The organism is Arthrobacter sp. UKPF54-2, from assembly GCF_007858535.1.
In the GTDB taxonomy this organism is placed as follows: domain Bacteria; phylum Actinomycetota; class Actinomycetes; order Actinomycetales; family Micrococcaceae; genus Arthrobacter.
Genome location: NZ_CP040174.1, coordinates 2056734 through 2078412, shown reverse-complemented (window position 1 = coordinate 2078412; position 21679 = coordinate 2056734). Strand labels below are relative to the sequence as shown.

The 21679-nt window shown below is 68.1% G+C and carries 17 protein-coding genes; 6 read left to right on the top strand and 11 right to left on the bottom strand.

Features of this window, described 5'->3' with window-relative positions; all coding sequences use genetic code 11:
- Positions 1-27: 27 nt before the first annotated feature.
- Positions 28-1749: a formate--tetrahydrofolate ligase gene (locus E7Y32_RS09570; RefSeq protein ID WP_146336907.1), complete on the top strand. Its 1722-nt coding sequence runs from the start codon at positions 28-30 to the stop codon at positions 1747-1749.
- Positions 1750-1869: 120 nt separating this feature from the next.
- Positions 1870-2787: a DUF559 domain-containing protein gene (locus E7Y32_RS09565; protein WP_146336906.1), complete on the top strand. Its 918-nt coding sequence runs from the start codon at positions 1870-1872 to the stop codon at positions 2785-2787.
- An 84-nt stretch (positions 2788-2871) separates the two neighbouring features.
- On the opposite strand, the gene E7Y32_RS09560 is transcribed toward E7Y32_RS09565, so the two are convergent.
- The 8 genes from E7Y32_RS09560 to glmS all read right to left on the bottom strand — a co-directional run bounded on the left by E7Y32_RS09560 (position 2872) and on the right by glmS (position 15417).
- Complete coding sequence (locus tag E7Y32_RS09560) at positions 2872-3957, bottom strand: inositol-3-phosphate synthase (RefSeq protein ID WP_146336905.1); 1086 nt, start codon at positions 3955-3957, stop codon at positions 2872-2874.
- A gap of 180 nt (positions 3958-4137) precedes the next feature.
- Positions 4138-5175, bottom strand: a complete 1038-nt coding sequence (mgrA, locus tag E7Y32_RS09555; protein ID WP_146336904.1) for an L-glyceraldehyde 3-phosphate reductase — start codon at positions 5173-5175, stop codon at positions 4138-4140.
- A 15-nt stretch (positions 5176-5190) separates the two neighbouring features.
- Positions 5191-6954 carry a malto-oligosyltrehalose trehalohydrolase gene (gene treZ / locus E7Y32_RS09550; RefSeq protein ID WP_146336903.1) on the bottom strand — a complete coding sequence of 588 codons (1764 nt, stop codon included), beginning with the start codon at positions 6952-6954 and terminating at the stop codon, positions 5191-5193.
- Positions 6955-6991: 37 nt separating this feature from the next.
- Positions 6992-9316, bottom strand: a complete 2325-nt coding sequence (gene treY, locus E7Y32_RS09545; RefSeq protein WP_146336902.1) for a malto-oligosyltrehalose synthase — start codon at positions 9314-9316, stop codon at positions 6992-6994.
- Entirely contained in the window at positions 9313-11550 is a 2238-nt protein-coding gene (gene glgX, locus E7Y32_RS09540) for a glycogen debranching protein GlgX (protein WP_146336901.1), read from the bottom strand. Before glgX ends, treY begins: the two co-directional genes overlap by 4 nt.
- Positions 11551-11640: 90 nt before the next feature.
- Positions 11641-13164, bottom strand: coding sequence for an NAD(P)H-hydrate epimerase (locus tag E7Y32_RS09535; protein ID WP_146336900.1), 1524 nt, complete (start codon positions 13162-13164; stop codon positions 11641-11643).
- 8 nt (positions 13165-13172) lie between these two features.
- Positions 13173-13520, bottom strand: a complete 348-nt coding sequence (locus E7Y32_RS09530; protein WP_146336899.1) for a holo-ACP synthase — start codon at positions 13518-13520, stop codon at positions 13173-13175.
- A gap of 4 nt (positions 13521-13524) precedes the next feature.
- A complete protein-coding gene (gene glmS / locus E7Y32_RS09525; protein ID WP_146336898.1) occupies positions 13525-15417 on the bottom strand; it encodes a glutamine--fructose-6-phosphate transaminase (isomerizing) in 1893 nt (630 codons plus the stop codon).
- Positions 15418-15550: 133 nt separating this feature from the next.
- Between glmS and coaA the strand changes: the two genes are divergently transcribed.
- The 3 genes from coaA to mscL all read left to right on the top strand — a co-directional run bounded on the left by coaA (position 15551) and on the right by mscL (position 17908).
- A complete protein-coding gene (gene coaA / locus E7Y32_RS09520; RefSeq protein WP_146336897.1) occupies positions 15551-16516 on the top strand; it encodes a type I pantothenate kinase in 966 nt (321 codons plus the stop codon).
- Between the two features lie 5 nt (positions 16517-16521).
- Complete coding sequence (locus tag E7Y32_RS09515) at positions 16522-17436, top strand: D-alanyl-D-alanine carboxypeptidase family protein (RefSeq protein WP_261382398.1); 915 nt, start codon at positions 16522-16524, stop codon at positions 17434-17436.
- A gap of 70 nt (positions 17437-17506) precedes the next feature.
- The gene (mscL, locus tag E7Y32_RS09510; protein ID WP_146336896.1) at positions 17507-17908 is read left to right on the top strand and encodes a large conductance mechanosensitive channel protein MscL; all 402 of its coding nucleotides are present in this window, start codon (positions 17507-17509) and stop codon (positions 17906-17908) included.
- Positions 17909-17976: 68 nt separating this feature from the next.
- On the opposite strand, the gene glmM is transcribed toward mscL, so the two are convergent.
- From glmM to rplM, 3 genes are all read right to left on the bottom strand, one after another.
- Positions 17977-19338: a phosphoglucosamine mutase gene (gene glmM, locus E7Y32_RS09505; RefSeq protein ID WP_146336895.1), complete on the bottom strand. Its 1362-nt coding sequence runs from the start codon at positions 19336-19338 to the stop codon at positions 17977-17979.
- A gap of 138 nt (positions 19339-19476) precedes the next feature.
- The gene (rpsI, locus tag E7Y32_RS09500; protein WP_056737844.1) at positions 19477-19983 is read right to left on the bottom strand and encodes a 30S ribosomal protein S9; all 507 of its coding nucleotides are present in this window, start codon (positions 19981-19983) and stop codon (positions 19477-19479) included.
- A gap of 38 nt (positions 19984-20021) precedes the next feature.
- Entirely contained in the window at positions 20022-20465 is a 444-nt protein-coding gene (gene rplM / locus E7Y32_RS09495; RefSeq protein WP_015937805.1) for a 50S ribosomal protein L13, read from the bottom strand.
- 307 nt (positions 20466-20772) lie between these two features.
- Between rplM and E7Y32_RS09490 the strand changes: the two genes are divergently transcribed.
- Positions 20773-21438, top strand: coding sequence for an A24 family peptidase (locus tag E7Y32_RS09490; protein WP_261382397.1), 666 nt, complete (start codon positions 20773-20775; stop codon positions 21436-21438).
- Positions 21439-21679: the final 241 nt, after the last annotated feature.

Below are 21679 nucleotides of genomic sequence, written 5' to 3'. Positions count from 1 at the left end.
CATGACGCCACGAGCCGAAGGACAACGATGTCTGAGAACACCACGGAAACCGCAGCAGCCGCGCCCGCAACGCCGGTCCCCAGCGACCTGGAGATCGCCCAGCGGGCCACCATGCGGCCGATCGAGGACATCGCCGCCGCCGCCGGGATCAACCCCGAGGCGCTGGAATTCTACGGCCGCTACAAGGCGAAAATCGACCCGGCCAAGCTGACCCTGGACACCGCGCACGCCCCCGGCAAGGTGGTGCTCGTCTCGGCCATGTCACCGACGCCGGCCGGCGAGGGCAAATCCACCACCACGGTCGGCCTGGCGGACTCGCTGGCCCGGGCCGGGCACCGGGTGATGATCGCGCTGCGCGAGCCCTCGCTGGGGCCGATCCTTGGCATGAAGGGCGGCGCGACCGGCGGCGGCTACTCCCAGGTCCTGCCGATGGACGAAATCAACCTGCATTTCACCGGCGACTTCCACGCCATCACCTCCGCCAACAACGCCCTGATGGCGCTGGTGGACAACCACATCTACCAGGGCAACGCGCTGAACATCGACCCGCGCCGGATGACCTTCAAGCGGGTGCTGGACATGAACGACCGGGCCCTGCGCGAGGTGGTCATCGGCCTGGGCGGCCCCACGCAGGGCGTGCCGCGGCAGGACGGCTTCGACATCACGGTCGCCTCGGAGATCATGGCGGTGTTCTGCCTGGCCACCGACCTGGACGACCTGCGCACCCGGCTGGGCCGGATCACCTTCGGCTACACCTACGACCGCGAACCGGTCACCGTGGCCGACCTCGGCGTCCAGGGCGCCCTGACCATGCTGCTCAAGGACGCCATCAAACCCAACCTGGTGCAGACCATCGCGGGCACCCCGGCGCTGGTCCACGGCGGCCCGTTCGCCAACATCGCGCACGGCTGCAACTCCCTGATCGCCACCCAGACGGCCCGGGCCCTGGCCGACGTCGTCATCACGGAGGCCGGCTTCGGCGCCGACCTGGGCGCCGAGAAGTTCATGGACATCAAGGCGAGAATGGCCGACGTCGCGCCGTCCGCCGTCGTGGTGGTGGCGACGATCCGCGCGCTCAAGATGCACGGCGGCGTCGCCAAGGACCAACTGAAGGAGCCCGACGTCGAGGCACTGGCCGCCGGCGTCGCGAACCTGCAGCGGCACGTACGCAACGTGGAGAAGTTCGGCATCACCCCGGTGGTCGCGATCAACAAGTTCGGCACGGACACCGCGGAGGAACTCGACTGGCTGCTGGATTGGTGCGCCGCGGAGGGTGTGCAGGCCGCCGTCGCCGATGTCTGGGGCCGCGGCGGAGGCGGCGACGGCGGCGATGAGCTCGCCGCGAAGGTCGCCGCCGCCATCGACGCCCCGCACGGCTTCCGGCACCTGTACCCGCTGGAGATGTCCGTGGAGGACAAGATCCGCACCATCGTGCAGGAGATCTACGGGGCCGACGGCGTCGACTTCTCCGTCCCGGCGCTCAAGCGGCTCGCGGAAATCGAGAAGAACGGCTGGTCCGGGATGCCGGTCTGCATGGCGAAAACGCAGTACTCCTTCAGCGACGACGCCACCAAACTCGGCGCACCGAAGGGCTTCACGGTCCACGTCCGCGATCTGATTCCCAAGACCGGAGCGGGTTTCATCGTGGCGCTCACCGGCGCGGTAATGACCATGCCGGGCCTGCCCAAGGTCCCGGCGGCGATGCGGATGGACGTCGACGCCGGCGGCAACCCCGTCGGCCTGTTCTAACCGGGTTGAGCTATCACTCTTGGCTGCCATTCCCGGTGGATGGGGACCAAAAGTGATAGCTCAACGGACCCCTGTGGATATCCGGAGCGGGGATCCGGCGGTCGGATAAGAATGGTCCGCATGCGACCGCCTGTTGCCTTGCCGGCCCACCTCGCCTCGGCCCCGTTTACCGTCTATGAAGCGCGGGCCGCGACGCTGGGAACGTCACGCCTCCGCGCTTCTGACCTCGCGACGGGCGGCCGGTTGCTCTACCTGCCTGCCGGCTGGGAGTTCGAGCTCCGCGGCCTGGCCCGCGCCCTTTCGGCCGCGACGCCGGGCGCGTGGATTTCGCACCTTACGGCCGCTGTGTTGCTGGGACTGTGGCTCCCGTCGTGGTTTCGTGGCTGCCAGGAGCTCCATCTCAGCAAGCCGAAGGCGCTGCCGCCCGTCCGGCGCGAGGGCGTTGTGGGCCATACCGTTCTTGCGTTCGACGACGAGCTCATGGTCTGGGACGGCATCCGGATTTCAACGCCTGCCCGGACGTGGTTGGACCTTGCCCGCATCCTGCCGTTGGAGGATCTCGTAGCCGTGGGCGATCAGCTCGTACGGCAGCCCCGCCTGGAGCTGGAGGGCCGTTCGGCGCCGTGGGCGACACTCCCTCAGCTGCGGGACATGCTCACCCGGCACCCCAAGCTCAAAGGAATCGTGAAAGCGCGCCAGGCGCTGGAGCTCATCCGGCCCGGCTCCGACTCCGCGCCGGAAACCTTCCTGCGACTGGCGTTGACCGCTGCCGGACTGCCGGAGCCCGAGCTGCAGCTCAGGATGGTGCCGGACGACCCTCTCTCCCCCGCGGCCGACCTCGGATACCGGAGGCAACGGGTTGCAATCCAGTACGACGGCGGCCACCACCTCACGCGCGAACAACAGTCCCGCGACAATCGCCGCGACGAAAGGTTCAACGCGGCTGGCTGGCGCTACTTCAAATTCAACGCCGACGACCTGGCGGACGACTTCCGCGGTGCCGTCCGACGGGTCCGCCTAGCACTCCACGGCCGTTAAACGCCGGTTGCCCTATCACTTGTGGCGGCTAAACCGGCTGTTTAGGCGCCGTAAGTGATAGGGCAACTCGAGGGAGGGTGGGGTTTAGCGCTCCAGGTCGCCGCGGATGAAGGCCTCGACCTTTTCGCGGGCGAGGTCGTCGTTGAACTGCTCCGGCGGGGACTTCATGAAGTAGCTCGACGCCGAGAGCAGCGGGCCGCCGATGCCGCGGTCCAGGCCGATCTTGGCGGCACGGACGGCGTCGATGATCACGCCGGCGGAGTTGGGCGAGTCCCAGACCTCCAGCTTGTATTCAAGCGACACCGGGGCGTCACCGAAGTTGCGGCCCTCGAGGCGGACGAAGGCCCACTTGCGGTCATCGAGCCACTGCACGTAGTCGGACGGGCCGATGTGCACGTCCTTGGCGGCGAGTTCGGCCTCAACGTTGGAGGTGACGGCCTGGGTCTTGGAGATCTTCTTGGACTCAAGGCGGTCGCGCTCGAGCATGTTCTTGAAGTCCATGTTGCCGCCAACGTTCAGCTGGTACGTGCGGTCCAGGGTGACGCCGCGGTCCTCGAACAGCTTGGCCATAACGCGGTGCGTGATGGTCGCGCCGATCTGGCTCTTGATGTCGTCGCCTACGATCGGCACACCGGCGGCGGTGAACTTGTCCGCCCACTCCTTGGTCCCCGCGATGAACACCGGCAGCGCGTTGACGAACGCCACGCCGGCGTCGATCGCGCACTGGGCGTAGTACTCGGCGGCTTCCTGGGAACCGACCGGCAGGTAGCAGACCATCACGTCGACCTGGGCGTCCTTGAGGGCCTGGACGACGTCGACCGGCTCCTCCGGGGACTGCTCGATGGTCTCAAGGTAGTACTTGCCGAGACCGTCGAGGGTCGGGCCGCGCTGGACGGTGACGCCGGTCGGCGGGACGTCGGCAATCTTGATGGTGTTGTTCTCGCTGGCGAGGATCGCGGCGGACAGGTCCTGGCCGACCTTCTTCCCGTCGACGTCGAACGCCGCCACGAACTGGACATCGTTGACGTGGTACTTGCCGAACTGCACGTGCATCAGACCCGGGATCGTGGCCTGTGGATCGGCGTCCCGGTAGTACTCGACGCCTTGGACCAGCGAAGTGGCACAGTTACCCACGCCGACGATTGCAACACGAATCGGATTTGAAGACACGGAACTCCCTTTGAGAACAAACTTCATGTGCCCGGCGCGGCCATACTCTGATGTACGGCGGCGGCAAACGGGCACAACGCCATGCGGCTCTATTGCATTCTAGTCAACGGCGCCGGGGCTCAAGTTGTTCCCGGCCGCGGCACCGAATCTGTTACGCCCGCCGGGCGCCCCGGCGTTCGCCTACTTCTGTGCCCAAAGATTAATGTCGGACTCGACGGCGAACTCGTCGATCGCGTCCAGTTCATCGGACGTGAATTCCAGGTTGTTGACGGCGGCCAGGGTGTCCTCGAGCTGGCGGACACTGGACGCCCCGACCAGCGCGGAGGTCACCGAGGTGCCCTTGCCCTGCTCGCGCAGGATCCAGGCGATCGCCAGCTGCGCGAGGGTCTGACCCCGGCCCTCGGCGATCCGGTTGAGCCCGCGCACCCGGCCCAGGTTTTCCTCGGAAATCATGCCCTGGTCCAGGGATTTGTCCTGCGCCGCGCGGGAATCCGCCGGGACGCCGTCGAGGTAGCGGTCGGTGAGCATGCCCTGCGCCAGCGGCGAGAACGCGATGGCTCCCGCGCCCACCTGCTCCAGCGCCTCGTACAGGCTGGGGCTGCCGTTCTCGGTCCAGCGGTTCAGCATGGAGTAGCTGGGCTGGTGGATCAGCAACGGGGTGCCGAGATCCGTGAGGATCCGGGCCGCTTCGAGGGTCTGCTCCGGGGTGTAGGAGGAGATGCCCGCGTACAGGGCCTTGCCGGAGCGGACGGCCTGGTCCAGGGCGCCCATGGTCTCTTCCAGCGGGGTTTCCGGGTCGGGCCGGTGGCTGTAGAAGATGTCCACGTAGTCCAGGCCCATCCGGCCCAGGGACTGGTCCAGGCTGGCCAGGAGGTATTTGCGCGAGCCCCAGTTGCCGTAGGGCCCGGGCCACATGTCGTAGCCGGCCTTGCTGGAGATGATGAGTTCGTCGCGGTAGGGGGCGAAGTCGTCCTTGAAGTGGCGGCCGAAGTTGGTCTCGGCGCTGCCGTAGGGCGGCCCGTAGTTGTTGGCGAGGTCGAAGTGGGTGACGCCCAGGTCGAAGGCGCGGCGCAGGATGGCGCGCTGGACCTCGAAGGGTTTGTCGTCCCCGAAGTTGTGCCACAGGCCGAGCGAGATGGCCGGCAGTTTCAGGCCGCTGCGTCCCACCCTGCGGTACGGCATGGAGTCATAGCGGTTCTCTGCTGCAACGTAAGTCATAACTACTATCCTTTCCTATTTGGAGACGACGGCGGCGCTGTGGCCGAGCAGCTCCACCTGGCCGGCGGCCATCGCGACGCCGTCCTCGGTGGCCAACAGCAGCGAGCCGCCACTTACGGCGACCTGGCGGGGTTCGGCGGAGAAGTTCATCGCCACCTCCACGCCGCCGCGGCGCAGGCGCAGCCAGCGGTCGGCCTCGCTGAAAGCCACCGCGGTCTCTTCGAACCCGAGCCCGGCGAGTTCCGGCGTCGCGCGGCGCAGCGCGATCAGGTTCCGGTACAGCTCGAGCAGCCGCGCGTGGTCACCCTCGGAGGCCTCGGCCCAGTCCAGCTTGGAGCGTGTGAACGTGGCCGGATCCTGCGGGTCCGGCACAACGGCGGGGTCCCAGCCCATCCGCTCGAACTCCTTGATCCGGCCCTCCGCGGTGGCTTTGCCCAGTTCGGGCTCCGGGTGGGACGTGAAGAACTGCCACGGCGTGGTGGCGCCGTACTCCTCGCCCATAAACAGCATCGGGGTGAACGGCGAGGTCAGGGTCGCGACGGCGGCGAGCGCCAGCTGCCCGTAGCCGAGGCTCTGGGAGAGCCGGTCGCCGGTGGCCCGGTTGCCGATCTGGTCGTGGTTCTGGCTGCACACCACCAGGGCAGCGGGGTGGACCAGGGAGGCGTTGATGGGCCGGCCGTGGTGCCGCCCCCGGAAGCTGGAGTAGCTGCCGTCATGGAAGAACCCGTCCACCAGGACCTTGGCCAGCGCCGCGAGTGAATCGAAGTCACTGTAGTAGCCGGTGGTTTCGCCGCTGACATTGACGTGGACCGCGTGGTGGAAGTCGTCGCTCCACTGCCCGGCCAGGCCGGAGCCGTTGACGGCGCGCGGGTAGAGCAGGCGCGGGTTGTTCAGGTCCGATTCCGCGATCATGGTCGCCGGGCGTCCGGTCTCCGCCGCCACCGCGTCGCCGAGGGCACCGAAGTCCTCCAGCAGGTGGACCGCGCGCTCGTCCTTGAAGGCGTGCACGGCATCGAGCCGCAGCCCGTCCACGTGGTAGTCGCGCAGCCACATGGCGGCGTTGTCCAGGATGTAGTCCCGGACGACGTCGGAGCCCGGCCCGTCCAGGTTGACCGAGTCGCCCCAGGTGTTGCCTTCCCCGGACTTCAGATACGGCCCGAACCGGGGCAGGTAGTTGCCGCTGGGACCGAGGTGGTTGTAGACCACGTCCTGGATCACGCCCAGCCCCGCGGCGTGGGCCGCCTCGACGAAGCGCTGGTACGCGGCCGGGCCGCCGTAGCCCTCGTGCACGGTATACCAGAGGACCCCGTCGTAGCCCCAGTTGTGGGTGCCGTTGAACCCGTTGACCGGCAGCAGTTCCACGAAGTCGACGCCGAGGTCCGCCAGGTAGCCGAGCTTTCCGGCCGCGGCGTCGAGGGTCCCCTCCGGCGTGAAGGTGCCCAGGTGGAGCTCGTAGATGACCCCGCCCTGCAGCCCGCGGCCCGTCCAGGCGCCGTCGCCCCACGCGTGGACGCCGGCGTCGAAGGTCCGCGAGAGCGAGTGCACACCCTCGGGCTGGCGGCGCGAGCGCGGGTCCGGCAGGGGTGTGGTGTCACCGTCGAGCAGGTAGCCGTAGTCCACCTCGCCCGAAGGCGCCTCCGGGGCGGTCCACCAGCCGTCGCGGCCGTCCCCGGACGCCGGGCGCATCGGGTACCGCTGTCCGCCGGCGAGCAGCGTGACCTGCTGGGCTTTGGGTGCCCAGAGGTCGAAGCGTTCGGTTCCGTGTGCGGGCAGAGTCATTGCCGTTCCCATCTGTCGGTTCGTCAGTTCGTGCGTATCAGGCGGCCGGCACCAGCAGCGCCACCGGGTAGTCGCGCAGGATCTCCCCCACGGGCACGGTTCCCGGGCCGAAGGACCTGCCGCTGAGCTGGTCCGTCATCGCGGCGGCGAGTTCAATGGCGGTGTCCTGCCAGCCTCCCCGCTGTTCCAGGCCGCGGGGCAGCCTGGTCGCCAGGGTGATGGCCCCGGGCGCGCCGGACCCCCGGTCAAAGGCAATCAGGTGCCCGGCCGCGGCGCCGGTGGCCGGCACGGCCGTGTAGCCGGTGAACAGCTCCGGCCGGTCCCGCCGCAGCCGCAGTGCCCGGGAGGTGACCAGCAGTTTTGCCGCGTCCTCCCGGTACGACGCCGGCAGCTCGCCGGCGTCGAGGGCGGCCAGGGCGGCGCGCCGGGCGCCGAAGTCGAAGGGCCTGCGGTTGTCCGGGTCGGTCAGCGATCGGTCCCAGAACTCGGTGCCCTGGTACACGTCCGGCACGCCGGGCATGGTGAGCTGGACGAGCTTGGCGGAGAGCGCGTTGGCGGCACCGTACGGCTCCAGCAGAGCCACCAGGGCATCGAGTTCGGCGCGGACCTCGGCGTTGTCGAAGGCCGCATCGACCGCCGCCGCCAGCTTCGTCTCGAAATCCGCATTGGGATCGAGCCAGTTTGTCGAGTTGCCGGCCTCGCGGGCCGCCTTCTGGGCGTAGGACTGGAGCCGGTCCCGGTCCGCGGGCCAGACCCCGGCGACGGCCTGCCACAGCAGGTTGGCCAGCGGCCCGTCCGGCAGGGGCGCGAGGTCCTGCAGCCGGTGCAGCGATGCGGTCCACTCCGGGGCTAGTTCCGCGAGGACCGAGATCCGGGCGCGGGTGTCCTCGCTGCGTTTGGTGTCGTGGGTGCTGAGCGTGGTCATGGACAGTGGCAGCGCAGCGTGGCGCCGGGCCATCCGGGCGTGGAACTCGTCGGTGGACACCGCGAATTCGGTGGGGTCCGCGCCTACCTCGGTGAGGGTGCCCAGCCGGGTGTAGCGGAAGAACGCGGTGTCTTCCACGCCCTTGGCCATCACCATCCCGGAGGTCTGCTGGAAGCGCCGGCCCAGTTCCTCATCGGCGCCGGGGCCGGCGCGCAGCAGCAGCGGCAGCAGCGCCTGCACGGCCGGTTCCAGCTCCGGCCGCCGCCGGGCGGCGAGCTCACATGCCTCGCGCAGCACATCCTCGCCCTCGGGCAGGTAGCTGCGGTACACCGGGAAGGCCGCGGTGATCTCGGAAAGCGCATCGACGGCGGTCTCCGCGTCGAGCCCGGCGGACGCCGGGACCAGCCGGGCGAGCCGCAGCATCTCCGAGTGCAGGATCCCGTCCGTGATCCGGCGCTTGGTGCCGCGGATCATCTCCTCGTAGTCCGCGGGCGTTCCGCCGCGCAGCGAGGCATCCAGCGCGTCGAGGCCCGCCTGGCCCGCGGGGTCCACGAGGACCCGGTCCACGTCCGCCAGCGCGTCGTACCCGGTGGTTCCCTCGCACTCGAAGCCGGCGGGAAGCTCCTCGCCGGGCTCCAGGATTTTCTCGATCAGCAGGTAGGCCCCGCCGGTGGCCTCGCGCAGCCGCCGGAGGTAGCCGGCCGGGTCCGCGAGACCGTCCGGGTGGTCGATGCGCAGCCCGTCCACCAGGCCCTCACGGAACCAGCGGACCACCTCCTCGTGCGCCTCGTCGAAAACCTCCGGGACCTCGACCTTGATCCCGGCCAGGGTGTTGACCGCAAAGAACCGGCGGTAGTTCAGGTCGTTGTCCGCACGGCGCCAACCCACCAGCTCATAGTGCTGCCGGTCGTGGACGGCGCGGGGGTCATCCCCTGCCGTGTAGCTGCCCTCGGCCAGCGGGAACCGGTGGTCGTAGTAGCGCAGCTCGCCGTCGCGGACTTCCAGCGCGTCCACATCCGAGTCGTCGCCGAGGACCGGAATCCGGATCCGGCCGCCGCCGAAGTCCCAGTCGACGTCGAACGCCCGCGCGTACGGCGACTGCTGGCCCTCCTTGAGCAGCGACCACCACCACGGGTTTTGCACCGGGGTGGCGACGCCGACATGGTTGGGCACGATATCCACGAGCACGCCCATGCCGGCGTCCCGCGCGGCCCGGGAGACTGCCGCCAGTCCCTCCGGGCCGCCGCGGTCCGGGTCGATCGAGGCCGGGTCGGTGACGTCGTAGCCGTGGTCCGACCCCTGTTCCGCGGTCAGGATCGGCGAGAGGTAGACCCAGTCCACGCCGAGCGATTTCAGGTAGGGCACGGTCTCGGCGGCATCCTGCAGGGTGAAGCCGGGCCGGATCTGGAGCCGGTAAGTGGAGACCGGGGTCCTCATTTGGCGGCAGCCTTCGAGACTGCTTCGGCGGCCTCCTCCTGGGCCTCCACCATCTCCTCGTGGGCGTCCTCGTGCTCGGCCATCGAGGCCAGCGACGCGGCGGCGGAGTAGTCCACCTCCACTTCGGGGCCGGAGTGCGCCTGCAGCACCACCATGGACTTGGCGGCCAGCTTGAGCACCGACCCTGCCTTCAGCGGTTCGTCCTTGTCGGCCTGGTCCGCGGTGTCCACCAGCACGTCCCAGAACGGCGAGTATTCCTCGGTCGGCAGCGCAAAGTCCACGTCGTCGTCGTGGGCGTTGAACGCCAGCAGGAAACTGTCATCGGTGATCCGGCGGCCCCGCGAATCCTGCTCCTGGATGCCGTGGCCGTTCAGGAACACGCCGATGGTCCGGCCGAAGCCGCTGTCCCAGTCCTCGGGCAGCATGCCGGTGCCGTCCGTCTTGAGCCAGACGATGTCCGGCAGCTTCTCGCCCTCGCCGCGGACAACCGGCCGGCCGTCGAAGAAGCGGCTGCGGCGGAACGTCGGGTGGTCGTGGCGGATCTTGTTGACGAAGGCGGTGAACTCCACGAGCGGCTGGTCCATGGCCTCCCAGTGCACCCAGCTCAGTTCGGAGTCCTGGCAGTACGTGTTGTTGTTGCCCTGCTGGGTGCGGCCCAGCTCGTCGCCGTGCAACAGCATCGGCACGCCCTGCGAGAGCAGCAGCGTGGCGATGAAGTTCCGCTGCTGGCGCGCGCGAAGGGTCAGCACGGTGTCGTTGTCGGTGTCGCCTTCCTCCCCGCAGTTCCACGAGCGGTTGTGCGATTCGCCGTCGTTGTTGCCTTCGCCGTTGGCTTCGTTGTGCTTCTCGTTGTAGGACACCAGGTCCCGCATGGTGAAGCCGTCGTGGGCGGTGACGAAGTTGATCGAGGCCACCGGGCGCCGCGCGGAGCTTTCGTAGAGGTCCGCGGAGCCGGTAAGGCGGGAGGCGAATTCACCCAGGGTGGAGGGTTCGCCGCGCCAGAAGTCCCGGACCGTGTCGCGGTACTTGCCGTTCCACTCGGTCCACTGCGGCGGGAAGTTGCCTACCTGGTAGCCGCCGGGGCCGACGTCCCACGGCTCGGCGATCAGCTTCACCTGGGACACGATCGGGTCCTGCTGGATCAGTTCGAAGAAGGTGGAGAGCTTGTCGACGTCGTAGAACTCGCGGGCCAGCGTGGAGGCGAGGTCGAAGCGGAAGCCGTCCACGTGCATCTCCGTCACCCAGTAGCGCAGGGAATCCATCAGCAGCTGCAGGGAGTGTGGGTGGCGCACGTTGAGCGAGTTGCCCGTGCCGGTGTAGTCCATGTAGTGCTTCAGGTCGCCGTCGACCAGGCGGTAGTAGGCCTGGTTGTCGATGCCCTTGAAGGACAGCGTGGGGCCGAGGTGGTTGCCTTCCGCCGTGTGGTTGTAGACGACGTCGAGGATGACCTCGATGCCGGCGCGGTGCAGCTCGCGGACCATGGCCTTGAATTCCTGGACCTGGTGACCGACGTCGCCGGTGGAGCTGTACGTGTTCTGCGGGGCGAAGAAGCCGATGGTGTTGTAGCCCCAGTAGTTGTTCAGGCCCTTCTCCTCCAGCGTCCCGTCGTTGACGAACTGGTGGACGGGCATCAGTTCGATCGCCGTGACGCCGAGCTTCTTCAGGTGTTCGATGACCGCCGGGTGGGCGACACCGGCATAGGTGCCGCGCTGTTCCTCCGGAATATCCGGGTGCAGCTCGGTCAGGCCCTTGACGTGCGCCTCGTAGATGACCGACTGGTGGTACGGGATCCGCAGCTGGCGGTCGCCGTCCCACTCGAAGAACGGGTTGATGACCACGCCGTGCATGGTGTGCGGCGCCGAGTCAGCGTCGTTGCGGGAGTCGGGGTCGCCGAATTCGTAGGTGAAGAGCGCCGGGTGCCAGTCGATCTGGCCTTGGACGGCCTTGGCGTAGGGGTCCAGCAGCAGCTTGTTTGCGTTGAAGCGGTTGCCGTTTTCGGGTTCGTACGGGCCGTGGACCCGGTAGCCGTACTTCTGGCCGGGCTGGATCTGCGGCAGGTAGCAGTGCCAAACGTAGCCGTCCACCTCGGTCAGCTCGATCCGGGTCTCGGTCAGGTCATCAGCCAGGAGGCAGAGTTCGACCCGCTCCGCCTGTTCGCTGAACAGGGCGAAATTGGTGCCGGTGCCATCAAAGGTGGCTCCCAGCGGGTAAGCCGTTCCGGGCCAGACTTCCATGTGTACTCCTCGTGCGATGCGAACTATCTCTAGACAGACTACTTGTAAGCAGGGTTACTAATTGACCAGGCGCATGATGCGTGGCCTTTATTACAGCCGCCCGATCACCTCCGGCAGGGCGTCCGCGATGTCTGACGCCGTCAGCGGGCCGCCGTTGGAGGCGAGGGTGCCGGCGAGGCCATGCAGGCTGGCCGCCACCGCGGCGACGGCGGCCCACCGGTCGGGTCCGTTGATCCCGCGGGCGCTGAAGGCTTTGGTGCCCTCGCCCAGCTGGGCCAGCAGGGCCCCGAGCACCCCGGCCAGGACGTCGCCGCTGCCGGCGGTGGCCATCCAGGGGCTTGCCTCGGCCTGGCTAAAGACGGTGCCCGACGGCGCGGCCACGAGCGTGGTCGCGCCCTTAAGCAGCACCGTCGCCCCCGTCAGCCCGGCAGCCTGCCCGGCGGCGGCCAGCGTTGCGCCCTCGACGCCGGAGCGCCCACCTCCGGCGCCGTACCGGTCCAGGAGGGTGGCCAGCTCGCCCGCGTGCGGGGTCAGTACGGTCTGCGGGGACAGCGCCGCCGGCAGCGCCGGAAGCGCGCCGGCATCGGCCACGGTGGGGAGCCCGGTGGCCGCCGCCTCGCGGACGCGCTCCAGCTGCTCGTGGGCGCCGTCATCCAGGCCCGGGCCTAGGAGCCAGGCCTGGACGTGCGCCTCGGAAACGCTGGTGCCGCACACCACCTCGGGGCAGGCCCGGCGGACCAGGTCGGCGACCTCGGGCGGACCCAGGTAGCGGACCATGCCGGCGCCGGCTGCCAGGGCTCCCCGGCAGGCGAGCACGGCCGCCCCGGGGTAGCGGGTGGACCCGGCCACCACCCCAAGCACGCCGCGGGAGTACTTGTGGGCGCGGCGGCCGGGGTGGGGCAGCAGCGCGGCCAGGTCCGCGGCCTCGAGCCGGCGCAGCGCCGGGCCGCCGAGGGCGTGCTCGACGCCGATGGGCACAATCCGCAGCCGGCCGGTGAAGTCGGCGCCAGGGTCCGCGAGCAGCCCGGCCTTGACCGCGCCGAAGCTCACGGTCACGTCCGCCGCCAGGACAGGGCCGGGCGCCTCGCCGGTGTCGGCGTCCACGCCGCTGGGGATGTCGCAGGCCACCACGAGCTTTGGGCGGGAACGCCCAAGCGCTTCGATCAGGGCCGCCGCCGGACCCCGCAATCCGCCCTGGGCGCCGGTTCCAAGGACGGCGTCAAGCAGGACGTCGGTCCGGGCCGCCGCGGCGGCGAGCTCCGCCGCGTTGGGATCGCCGAGTATCGTGTCCCGGCCGCCGGCGGCCCGGAACGCCGCCAAAGCGGCCGGGTGCGCGTCCCCGGCGGTGAGCACCGCCGTCGTCCGCACGCCCCGGCGGGCCAGCAGCGCCGCCGCGTAGAGGCCGTCGCCGCCGTTGTTGCCCTTGCCGGCGAGCACGGTGACGCTGGAGCCGTAAGCCCGCAGCCCGCGGTTCCGCAGTTCGCGGAGCACGGTGTTGGCGAGCCCGTAGGCGGCCCGTTGCATCAGAACAGCGCCCATACCGGTGTCCGCACTTGCCGCGAGAAGCTGTTTTTCGACTTCTCGGATCTGGGTTCCGGTATAGGCGCTGATCATGGTGGTGCTTAGCCTTCAGCGATCACCGTGGCGGTAGCGATGCCGCCGTCATGGCTGATCGAGAGGTGCCAGCGTTTGACGCCTTTCGACTCCGCGACGGCCAGGACCGTGTCCTTGACCTGGACCGTGGGGCCGTGCTGGTCCAGGCCGATCCAGCAGTCCTGCCAGTTCATGCCCGCCGGCGCGCCGAGCACCTTGGCCACGGCTTCCTTGGCGGCAAACCGCGCGGCCAGGGACCGGGTGTTCAGTTCCCGCTCGGCCGGGACGAAGAGCCGGTCGCGCAGCCCGGGGGTGCGCTCAAGCTGCCGTCCGAACCGCTCAATGTCTACGACGTCTACGCCGATGCCAACAATCATGCGGCTATTCTACGGTCACGCTCTTGGCCAGGTTCCGCGGCTGGTCCACGTCGTAGCCCTTGGCGCTGGCGAGGGCGAGCGCGAAGATCTGCAGCGGCACTGTGGACAGCAGCGGGGCCAGCAGCGTCGGCGCCTCCGGGATGTAGATGACGTGCTCGGCGTAGGCCTTGACCGCCTCGTCACCTTCCTCGGCGATCACGATCGTCTTGGCGCCGCGGGCGCGGACTTCCTGGATGTTCGAGACGACCTTGGAGTGCAGCGAATCGCGGCCGCGGGGCGAGGGGACCACGACGAAGACGGGCTGGCCTTCCTCGATCAGGGCGATCGGGCCGTGCTTGAGCTCGCCGGCGGCGAAGCCCTCGGCGTGGATGTAGGCGAGCTCCTTGAGCTTGAGCGCACCTTCCATGGCCACCGGGAAGCCGACGTGGCGGCCCAGGAACAGCACGGACTTGGCGTCCGCCATGGCCTCGCCGAGTTCCTTGATCTGGCCTTCGTTGTCCAGGATCTGCTGGATCTTGGCCGGGATCTTGCCCAGGTCGGCGAGGATGTCCTTGATTTCGCCCTGGAACTTGTTGCCGCGCAGCTGTGCCAGATACAGGCCCAGTAGGTAGGCGGCGGTGATCTGGGCCAGGAAGGCCTTGGTAGAGGCGACGGCGATTTCCGGACCCGCGTGCGTGTAGAGCACTGCGTCGGACTCGCGCGGAATAGTCGAACCGTTGGTGTTGCAGATGGACACCGTCTTGGCGCCCTGTTCCTTGGCGTAACGGACGGCCATCAGCGTGTCCATGGTCTCGCCGGACTGGGAGATGGAGACGATCAGGGTGTTGGCGTCCACGATCGGGTCCCGGTAGCGGAACTCGTGCGAGAGCTCCACCTCGGTGGGGATCCGGCACCAGTGCTCGATCGCGTACTTGGCGACCTGCCCGGCGTAGGCGGACGTGCCGCAGGCCAGGACGATGATCTTGTCGACGCCCTTGAGCAGTTCCGGATCGATCCGGAGCTCATCGAGCGTCAGCTTGCCGTGCACGTCGGAGCGGCCCAGCAGGGTCTGCAGCACGGCGTCCGGCTGGTCGTGGATTTCCTTCTCCATGAAGGACGGGAAGCCGCCCTTTTCCGCGGAGGCCGGATCCCAGTTGACGTGGTATTCCTTGCCCTCGGCCGGGCCGCCGAAGAAGTCGGTGATCTCCACGGTGTCCGCGGTGATGGTGACAATCTGGTCCTGGCCCAGTTCCACGGCGCGGCGGGTGTAGTCGATGAAGCCGGAGACGTCGGAGCCGAGGAAGTTCTCGCCTTCGCCCAGGCCCACCACGAGCGGGGAGTTGCGGCGGGCGGCCACAACGACGTCGGGCTGGTCCGCGTGCACGGCGAGCAGGGTGAAGGCGCCCTCGAGGCGCTGGCAGGCAAGCTGCATGGCCTTGGTCATGCCGCCCTTGGCGGGGTCGCCGCCGAGCTGGTTCCGGTAGATGTCGCCGAGCAGCGCGGCGGCCACCTCGGTGTCGGTCTCGGAGTGGAACGTCACACCCTTGCGGAGGAGTTCCTGCTTGAGTTCCGCGAAGTTTTCGATGATGCCGTTGTGGATGAGCGCCAGCTTGCCGTCGTCGGACAGGTGCGGGTGCGCGTTCTGGTCCGTGGGGCCGCCGTGCGTCGCCCAGCGGGTGTGGCCGATCCCGGTCATGGCCTCGGGCAGCGGGTTGGCCTCGAGCTCGGCGATCAGGTTGCTCAGTTTGCCCGACTTCTTGCGGGACGAAATGGCACCGTCCGCGACGACGGCGATGCCCGCGGAGTCATAGCCGCGGTACTCCAGGCGCCGCAATCCTTCCAGGACAACGTCCAGGGCCTTGTGTTCAGTATCTACCCGGCCAGCCGAGCGGCCTACATATCCAACGATTCCACACATGGGCATAAGCCTAGCTGGTTTACCGGTCGTCCGACGTAGGATGTGCCGCCCGCCACCCCGCCGCCGGGCGCCCCCGCGGCCCGCGGGGGGCTTCCATTTCGCGCTGGGCGTTGTCAAGGGCAGAATCTCTAGGGTGACTTTGCAACGCAACGACGCGAACGGCGAGGGCGTCTCCCCGTTCGTTGAGCTGGACCGGCAGACCTGGTCCCGGCTCGCTGCCCAGATGGAGCAGCCCCTCAACGAAGAGGACGTGCTCCGCCTCCGCGGCCTGGGCGACCCCCTTGACATGAAGGAGGTCCGGGAGGTCTACCTGCCGCTCTCCCGCCTGCTGCACCTCTACGTTGAGGCCGCCAACCAGCTCCACGCAGCCACCACCACGTTCCTGGGCGAGAAGACCCAGCGCACCCCGTTTGTGATCGGCGTGGCCGGCTCGGTCGCCGTGGGGAAGTCGACCATCGCCCGTGTGCTCCGGGAGATGCTGCGGCGCTGGCCGGGCACCCCGAACGTGGAGCTCATCACCACCGACGGCTTCCTGTACCCCCTCGCCGAGCTCAAGCGCCGGCAGCTGCTGGACCGCAAGGGCTTTCCGGAGTCCTACGACCGCCGTGCCCTGCTGCGTTTTGTGAGCGAGATCAAGGGCGGCGCGGAGGAAGTGCGCGCCCCCTGGTACTCGCATGTCACCTACGACATCGTTCCGGGCAAGGAGGTTGTGGTCCGCCGGCCGGACGTCCTCATTGTCGAGGGGCTCAACGTCCTGGCGCCGGCCCGTCCGCGCCACGACGGCAGGCAGGGCCTCGCCCTGAGCGACTTCTTCGACTTTTCCATCTACGTGGACGCCAAGACCTCCTACATCGAGGAATGGTACGTGGACCGCTTCCGCAAGCTCCGGACCACGGCCTTCGCCCAGCCGGAGTCCTACTTCCACCGCTACGCGACGCTCTCCGATTCCGAGGCCGAGCAGACTGCCCGCGACATCTGGAAGCGCATCAACGAACCGAACCTGGAAGAAAACGTCCTCCCCACCCGCGGCCGGGCCCAGCTGGTGCTGACCAAGGACGCCGACCACTCCATCCGCCGTATGCTGCTGCGCAAGGTATAGCGCGGGTGTGCCAGAACGCGCCGGACGCCGCCGAGACCCCGGAATCCCCCAGCCGGCGCGCGTTCGGACGAGTCGTGGCCGCGGGGGCGGCATTCGCGGCCCTGGCAGCACTGGCCGCCTGCACCCCTGAGGGCGACACACCGGCTCCTGCTTCCGGCACAGGCGTGCCAACTGGCAGCCCCTCCCCCACCGCGCCTCCCTCCACGGGCTCACCGGCCGCCGCGCCGACGACGGCGGACGCCGGTCCGGGCCCGGCCGCTTCGGCCAGTGCCAGCTCCCCGGCTGCCAGCTCCCCGGCGGCGGCCGCGCCCGGGCGGCAGTACTCGCTGACGGATCCCGCGAGTCCGTGGGTGGTGGTGAACAAGCACCGCCCACTCTCCCCGGAGGCCTTCGTCCCGGCGGACCTGGTGCAGCCGGCCGTGCGGCTCGCGGCGTCCCGGGAGGCTGCGCTGTTGAACAGTACGACGGCGGCGGCCGCCCGGCGCATGTTCGATGACGCCGCGGCGGCCGGCGTCGTGCTGGTCCTGGCGAGCGGCTACCGTTCCTTCGCCACCCAGAGCGCCACCTACAACAGCTACGTGGACTCCCGCGGGCGCGCCGAGGCGGATACCGCGTCCGCCCGCCCGGGCCACTCGGAGCACCAGACCGGCTGGGCCTTCGACGTCGGCGACGGCGGGGGCGCCTGCAGCTTCCAGCCCTGTTTCGCGGAACAGCCTGCGGCCGTGTGGGCCAAGGCCAATGCGCACCGCTTCGGTTTTGTGGTCCGCTACCCGTGGATGTTCCATGAGATCACGGGCTACTACTACGAGCCGTGGCATCTGCGCTACGTCGGTATCGAGGCTGCGGCCGACATGCGAAGCCGGGGCGTCGCCACCCTCGAGGAGTACTTCGGCCTGGAACCGGCACCCGCCTACCTCTAAGGGACGACACGGAACCGTAAACTTACGTCGGGGACACGGGCCGTTCACACGGCGGGGTTACGTTGAAGGCATGCTGACAGGATTCAAGAACTTCATTCTCAAGGGCAACGTCGTAGACCTTGCCGTCGCAGTCGTCATCGGCGCCGCATTTGGCGCCGTGGTAACGGCACTTGTCCAGAGCGTCCTCATGCCGTTCATCGCCGGCCTGGTTGGTTCCCCCAACTTCGACAGCTTCGCTGTCGTCACCTTGAACGGCAACGACATCAAGTTCGGGGTGTTGTTGACCGCGATCGTTAATTTCCTGCTCGTGGCGGCGGCCATTTACTTCGTCGTTGTGGTGCCGATGAACCACATGATCGAGCGCCGCAACCGCCGGCTCGGCATCAACTCGGACGTCAAGGAAGAAGCGGCCGAAGATCCGCACATCGCCCTGCTGACCGAAATCCGCGACGCGCTGACCCGTACCCCCTAGTTCCGGCAGCAAACAACAGTGGGCCGCTTCCGTACGGAGGCGGGCCACTCTTTTTTGCGGACGGGGTGTCAGTCTGACACGAGAGCCAGGGCCAGTTCGGTCCGCACCACCTGGGCCAGGCCCTCGGCGACTTCCTGCGCGGTGTCGTGATCGGCGGCTTCCACCATCACCCGGACCACCGGTTCCGTACCGGAGGGGCGCAGCAGGACGCGGCCGGTGTCACCGAGCTGCGCCTCGGCCTGCGCCACGGCCTCCGCCACAGCTTCGTCGCCGTTGACGCGGGTGCGGTCGACGCCCTTGACGTTGATCAGCACCTGCGGGAGCTTGGTCATGACCTTTGCCAGCTCCTTGAGCGGACGGCCGGTCAGCGCCACCTGGGCGGCGATCTGGAGACCGGTCAACACGCCGTCCCCCGTGGTGGCGTGGTCGGCGAAGATGACGTGGCCGGACTGTTCGCCGCCAAGGTTGAAGCCGCCTTCGCGCATGCCTTCAAGGACGTAGCGGTCGCCCACGCCGGTCTCACGGAGGCTGATGCCGGCGTCCCGCAGGGCGATCTTGAGACCCAGGTTACTCATCACGGTCGCCACCAGGACATCGTCCTTGAGCTTGCCGGCGTCCTTGAGGGCGACGGCGAGGATGGCCATGATCTCGTCGCCGTCCACCTCATTGCCCTCGTGGTCGACCGCGAGGCAGCGGTCGGCGTCGCCGTCGTGCGCGATCCCAAGGTCAGCGCCGTATTCGAGGACCGCCTGCTTGAGCGGGCCGAGATGCGTGGAACCCACCCCGTCGTTGATGTTGAGGCCGTCCGGTTCGGCGCCGATGACCAACACCTCGGCGCCGGCGTCCTTAAAGACCTGCGGCGAGCATCCGCTGGCGGCGCCGTGCGCGCAGTCCAGGACCACCTTCAGCCCGTCGAGCCGGTGCGGGAGGGTGCCCAGCAGGTGCACGATGTAGCGGTCTTCGGCGTCGGAGAAGCGCTGGATGCGACCCACCTCGCCGCCCACGGGGCGGAAGGGCTCCTTGGAGAGCTGCTCCTCGATCGCGTCTTCGACGTCGTCGGGGAGCTTCTGGCCGCCGCGGGCGAAGAACTTGATCCCGTTGTCCGGCGCCGGGTTGTGGGAGGCGGAGATCATCACGCCGAAGTCGGCGTCGAGGTCCGCCACCAGGTACGCCGCGGCCGGAGTGGGAAGCACGCCGGCGTCGTAGACGTCGATGCCGGAGCTGGAGAGCCCGGCTTCCACGGCGGCCGCGAGGAATTCCCCGCTGGCGCGGGGGTCCCGGGCGACGACGGCGCGGGGCCGCTTGCCGTCGACGCTGCGGTCGTGGCCAAGCACAACGGCGGCGGCCTGAGCCAGCTGCATTGCCAGCTCGGCCGTGAGTAGACCGTTAGCCAGGCCTCGGACTCCATCTGTTCCAAATAATCTAGACATCGTGTCCAAGTTTAGTCGATGGCACGCCCAGCTCCCGCCCCGGGCGTCAGCGCACCCTCTAAACGACGGAAGCCCGCCCCGCACGAGTGCGGGACGGGCTTCCGGTTCCAGGCGCTTCTTAGCCTGGGCAGGCGCTTTTTAGCGCTTGGAGTACTGCTGAGCCTTACGGGCCTTCTTGAGACCAGCCTTCTTACGCTCGATGACGCGGGCGTCACGGGTAAGGTAGCCGGCCTTCTTCAGGGTGGCGCGGTTGTTCTCGACGTCGATCTCGTTCAGCGAACGGGCGATGCCGAGGCGCAGTGCACCGGCCTGGCCGGAGGGGCCACCGCCGTGGATGCGGGCAATAACGTCGTAGGCGCCTTCGAGATCGAGGATCTTGAAGGGCTCGTTGACGTCCTGCTGGTGCAGCTTGTTCGGGAAGTAGTTCGACAGCTCGCGGCCGTTGATGGTCCACTTGCCGGAGCCGGGCACAACGCGAACGCGTGCAACGGCTTCCTTGCGGCGGCCAACAGCTGCGCCGGCGACGGTCAGTGCCGGACGTTCCTTCTTCGGCGCGGCCGCATCGGCAGCTCCGCTTTCCGAGGTGTAGCTGGTCAGGTTTTCCTCAGCCTCGACGGCTTCGGTGGTCTCTTCGTTCTGAGCCACGGTTCTCCTTGTATTAATAAGTTAGTTGGTGGCCAGGACTACTGGGCGACCTGGGTGATTTCGAAAGTCTTGGGCTGCTGGGCGGCGTGCGGGTGCTCTGCACCGCGGTAGACCTTCAGCTTGCCCAGCTGCTGGGCAGCGAGGGAGTTCTTCGGGAGCATGCCCTTGATGGCCTTCTCAACGGCGCGGACCGGGTTGGATTCCAGCAGTTCCGCGTAGTTGACGGAGGTCAGGCCGCCCGGGTAGCCGGAGTGGCGGTATGCGCGCTTCTGCTCCAGCTTGGCGCCGGTGAGGGCAACCTTTTCAGCGTTGATGATGATGACGAAGTCGCCCATGTCCATGTGGGACGCGAAGGTGGCCTTGTGCTTGCCGCGCAGCAGGATTGCGGTCTGGCTGGCGAGACGACCAAGGACAACGTCGGTGGCGTCAATGACGTGCCACTGGCGGTTGATATCGCCGGGCTTCGGGGTGTACGTACGCACGGTGTTTGCCTCGTTCTTGTTCTGGCGTTCTTGTTTTAGGCGTCACGCAAAGGTGCACCTACTATCTATGCGCTACCGGAACAGAGGTGAGGGCTCCATGTAACCAGTCATCCTGTGGGCTCGAATGTGCACGTTGAGTAGCTATCCTGCAACCGGATTCTCAAGCGGGCACGCATCATCGAGATAGGACACGCACAACGACTACCAAGAATAGCGGAAGCCGGGGTCGTGGGTCAAAATGGGGTGTCCGGTGGCATGCTGCCCAGCACGCCGCGCTGTTCCGGCCCGCCGCACCCCTGGAGGTAACGTGCCCGATCCCGCCCTCGCAGGTGCCGCACCTCTCGTGTTCCTTGCGGTCATCGCCGCCGCCGGGCTGGGCCTCGGGCTGTTGGGCGACGCGGTTGTGAGGCGGACCCTGCCGGAGCTTGCGGTCCGCCCCACTCCCCTGCAGCGGACGACGGCGGCGGTGGTCGCCGCTGCGCTTTGCGCCCTGCTGGCCTGGCGTTTTGGCGCATCCCCGGAGCTACCGGCGTTTTTGTTTCTCGCAATTACCGGGGTGCAGCTGGCGCGGATCGATATCCTCCATCATTTGTTGCCCAACCGGCTGGTGGTACCCCTGCTGGGGGCCGGCATCCTGCTGCTCGCGGGGGCCTCGCTAGCACTTGAAGGTTGGGAAAAGCTGGCCCGCGGCCTCGTCGGCGCGGTCATCCTCTTCTTTTTCTACTTCATCTTGGCTCTCATCAGCCCCAAGAGCCTCGGAATGGGCGATGTTAAGCTCGCCGCGCCACTCGGGCTGTACTTGGGCTACTTGGGCTGGGCACCGCTGTTCTATGGCGGCGCCCTGGGCTTCGTCGCCGGCGGCCTGGTGTCCGTCGCCCTGGTGCTCAAGAACCGCGGAAACAAGCCGAAGGAAGTGGCCCACGGGCCATCCATGCTGGCCGGCGCACTGGTGGCTATCCTGCTCTTCGCGTAGCGCCCGCTCCCGCCTTCCACGTAGGCGAAGCAGTAAGCCGCCTTATGAAAACAAGTAGTCGTTTCCGGCGTGCCCGGAAGAACTGAGTACACCTTTCCAGAGGGGTAAGTAAAAGCACTTTTTTGTGGCCAGAAGTCGAGTAGGCGGATTCATTGCAAGGCTGATAATCGGCATGCAAATGTTGTTCCAACGGAGCCCCAGCGAATAGGCAAAGGGGATTTGCTGGTGATCCGTTCTTTAT

Coding starts and splice junctions, on each gene's coding strand:
- E7Y32_RS09570 (WP_146336907.1), top strand. CDS start 28: ATGTCTGAGAACACCACGGAAACCGCAGCAGCCGCGCCCGCAACGCCG.
- E7Y32_RS09565 (WP_146336906.1), top strand. CDS start 1,870: ATGCGACCGCCTGTTGCCTTGCCGGCCCACCTCGCCTCGGCCCCGTTT.
- mgrA (WP_146336904.1), bottom strand. CDS start 5,175: ATGACTTACGTTGCAGCAGAGAACCGCTATGACTCCATGCCGTACCGC.
- treZ (WP_146336903.1), bottom strand. CDS start 6,954: ATGACTCTGCCCGCACACGGAACCGAACGCTTCGACCTCTGGGCACCC.
- treY (WP_146336902.1), bottom strand. CDS start 9,316: ATGAGGACCCCGGTCTCCACTTACCGGCTCCAGATCCGGCCCGGCTTC.
- glgX (WP_146336901.1), bottom strand. CDS start 11,550: ATGGAAGTCTGGCCCGGAACGGCTTACCCGCTGGGAGCCACCTTTGAT.
- E7Y32_RS09535 (WP_146336900.1), bottom strand. CDS start 13,164: ATGATCAGCGCCTATACCGGAACCCAGATCCGAGAAGTCGAAAAACAG.
- E7Y32_RS09530 (WP_146336899.1), bottom strand. CDS start 13,520: ATGATTGTTGGCATCGGCGTAGACGTCGTAGACATTGAGCGGTTCGGA.
- glmS (WP_146336898.1), bottom strand. CDS start 15,417: ATGTGTGGAATCGTTGGATATGTAGGCCGCTCGGCTGGCCGGGTAGAT.
- mscL (WP_146336896.1), top strand. CDS start 17,507: ATGCTGACAGGATTCAAGAACTTCATTCTCAAGGGCAACGTCGTAGAC.
- glmM (WP_146336895.1), bottom strand. CDS start 19,338: ATGTCTAGATTATTTGGAACAGATGGAGTCCGAGGCCTGGCTAACGGT.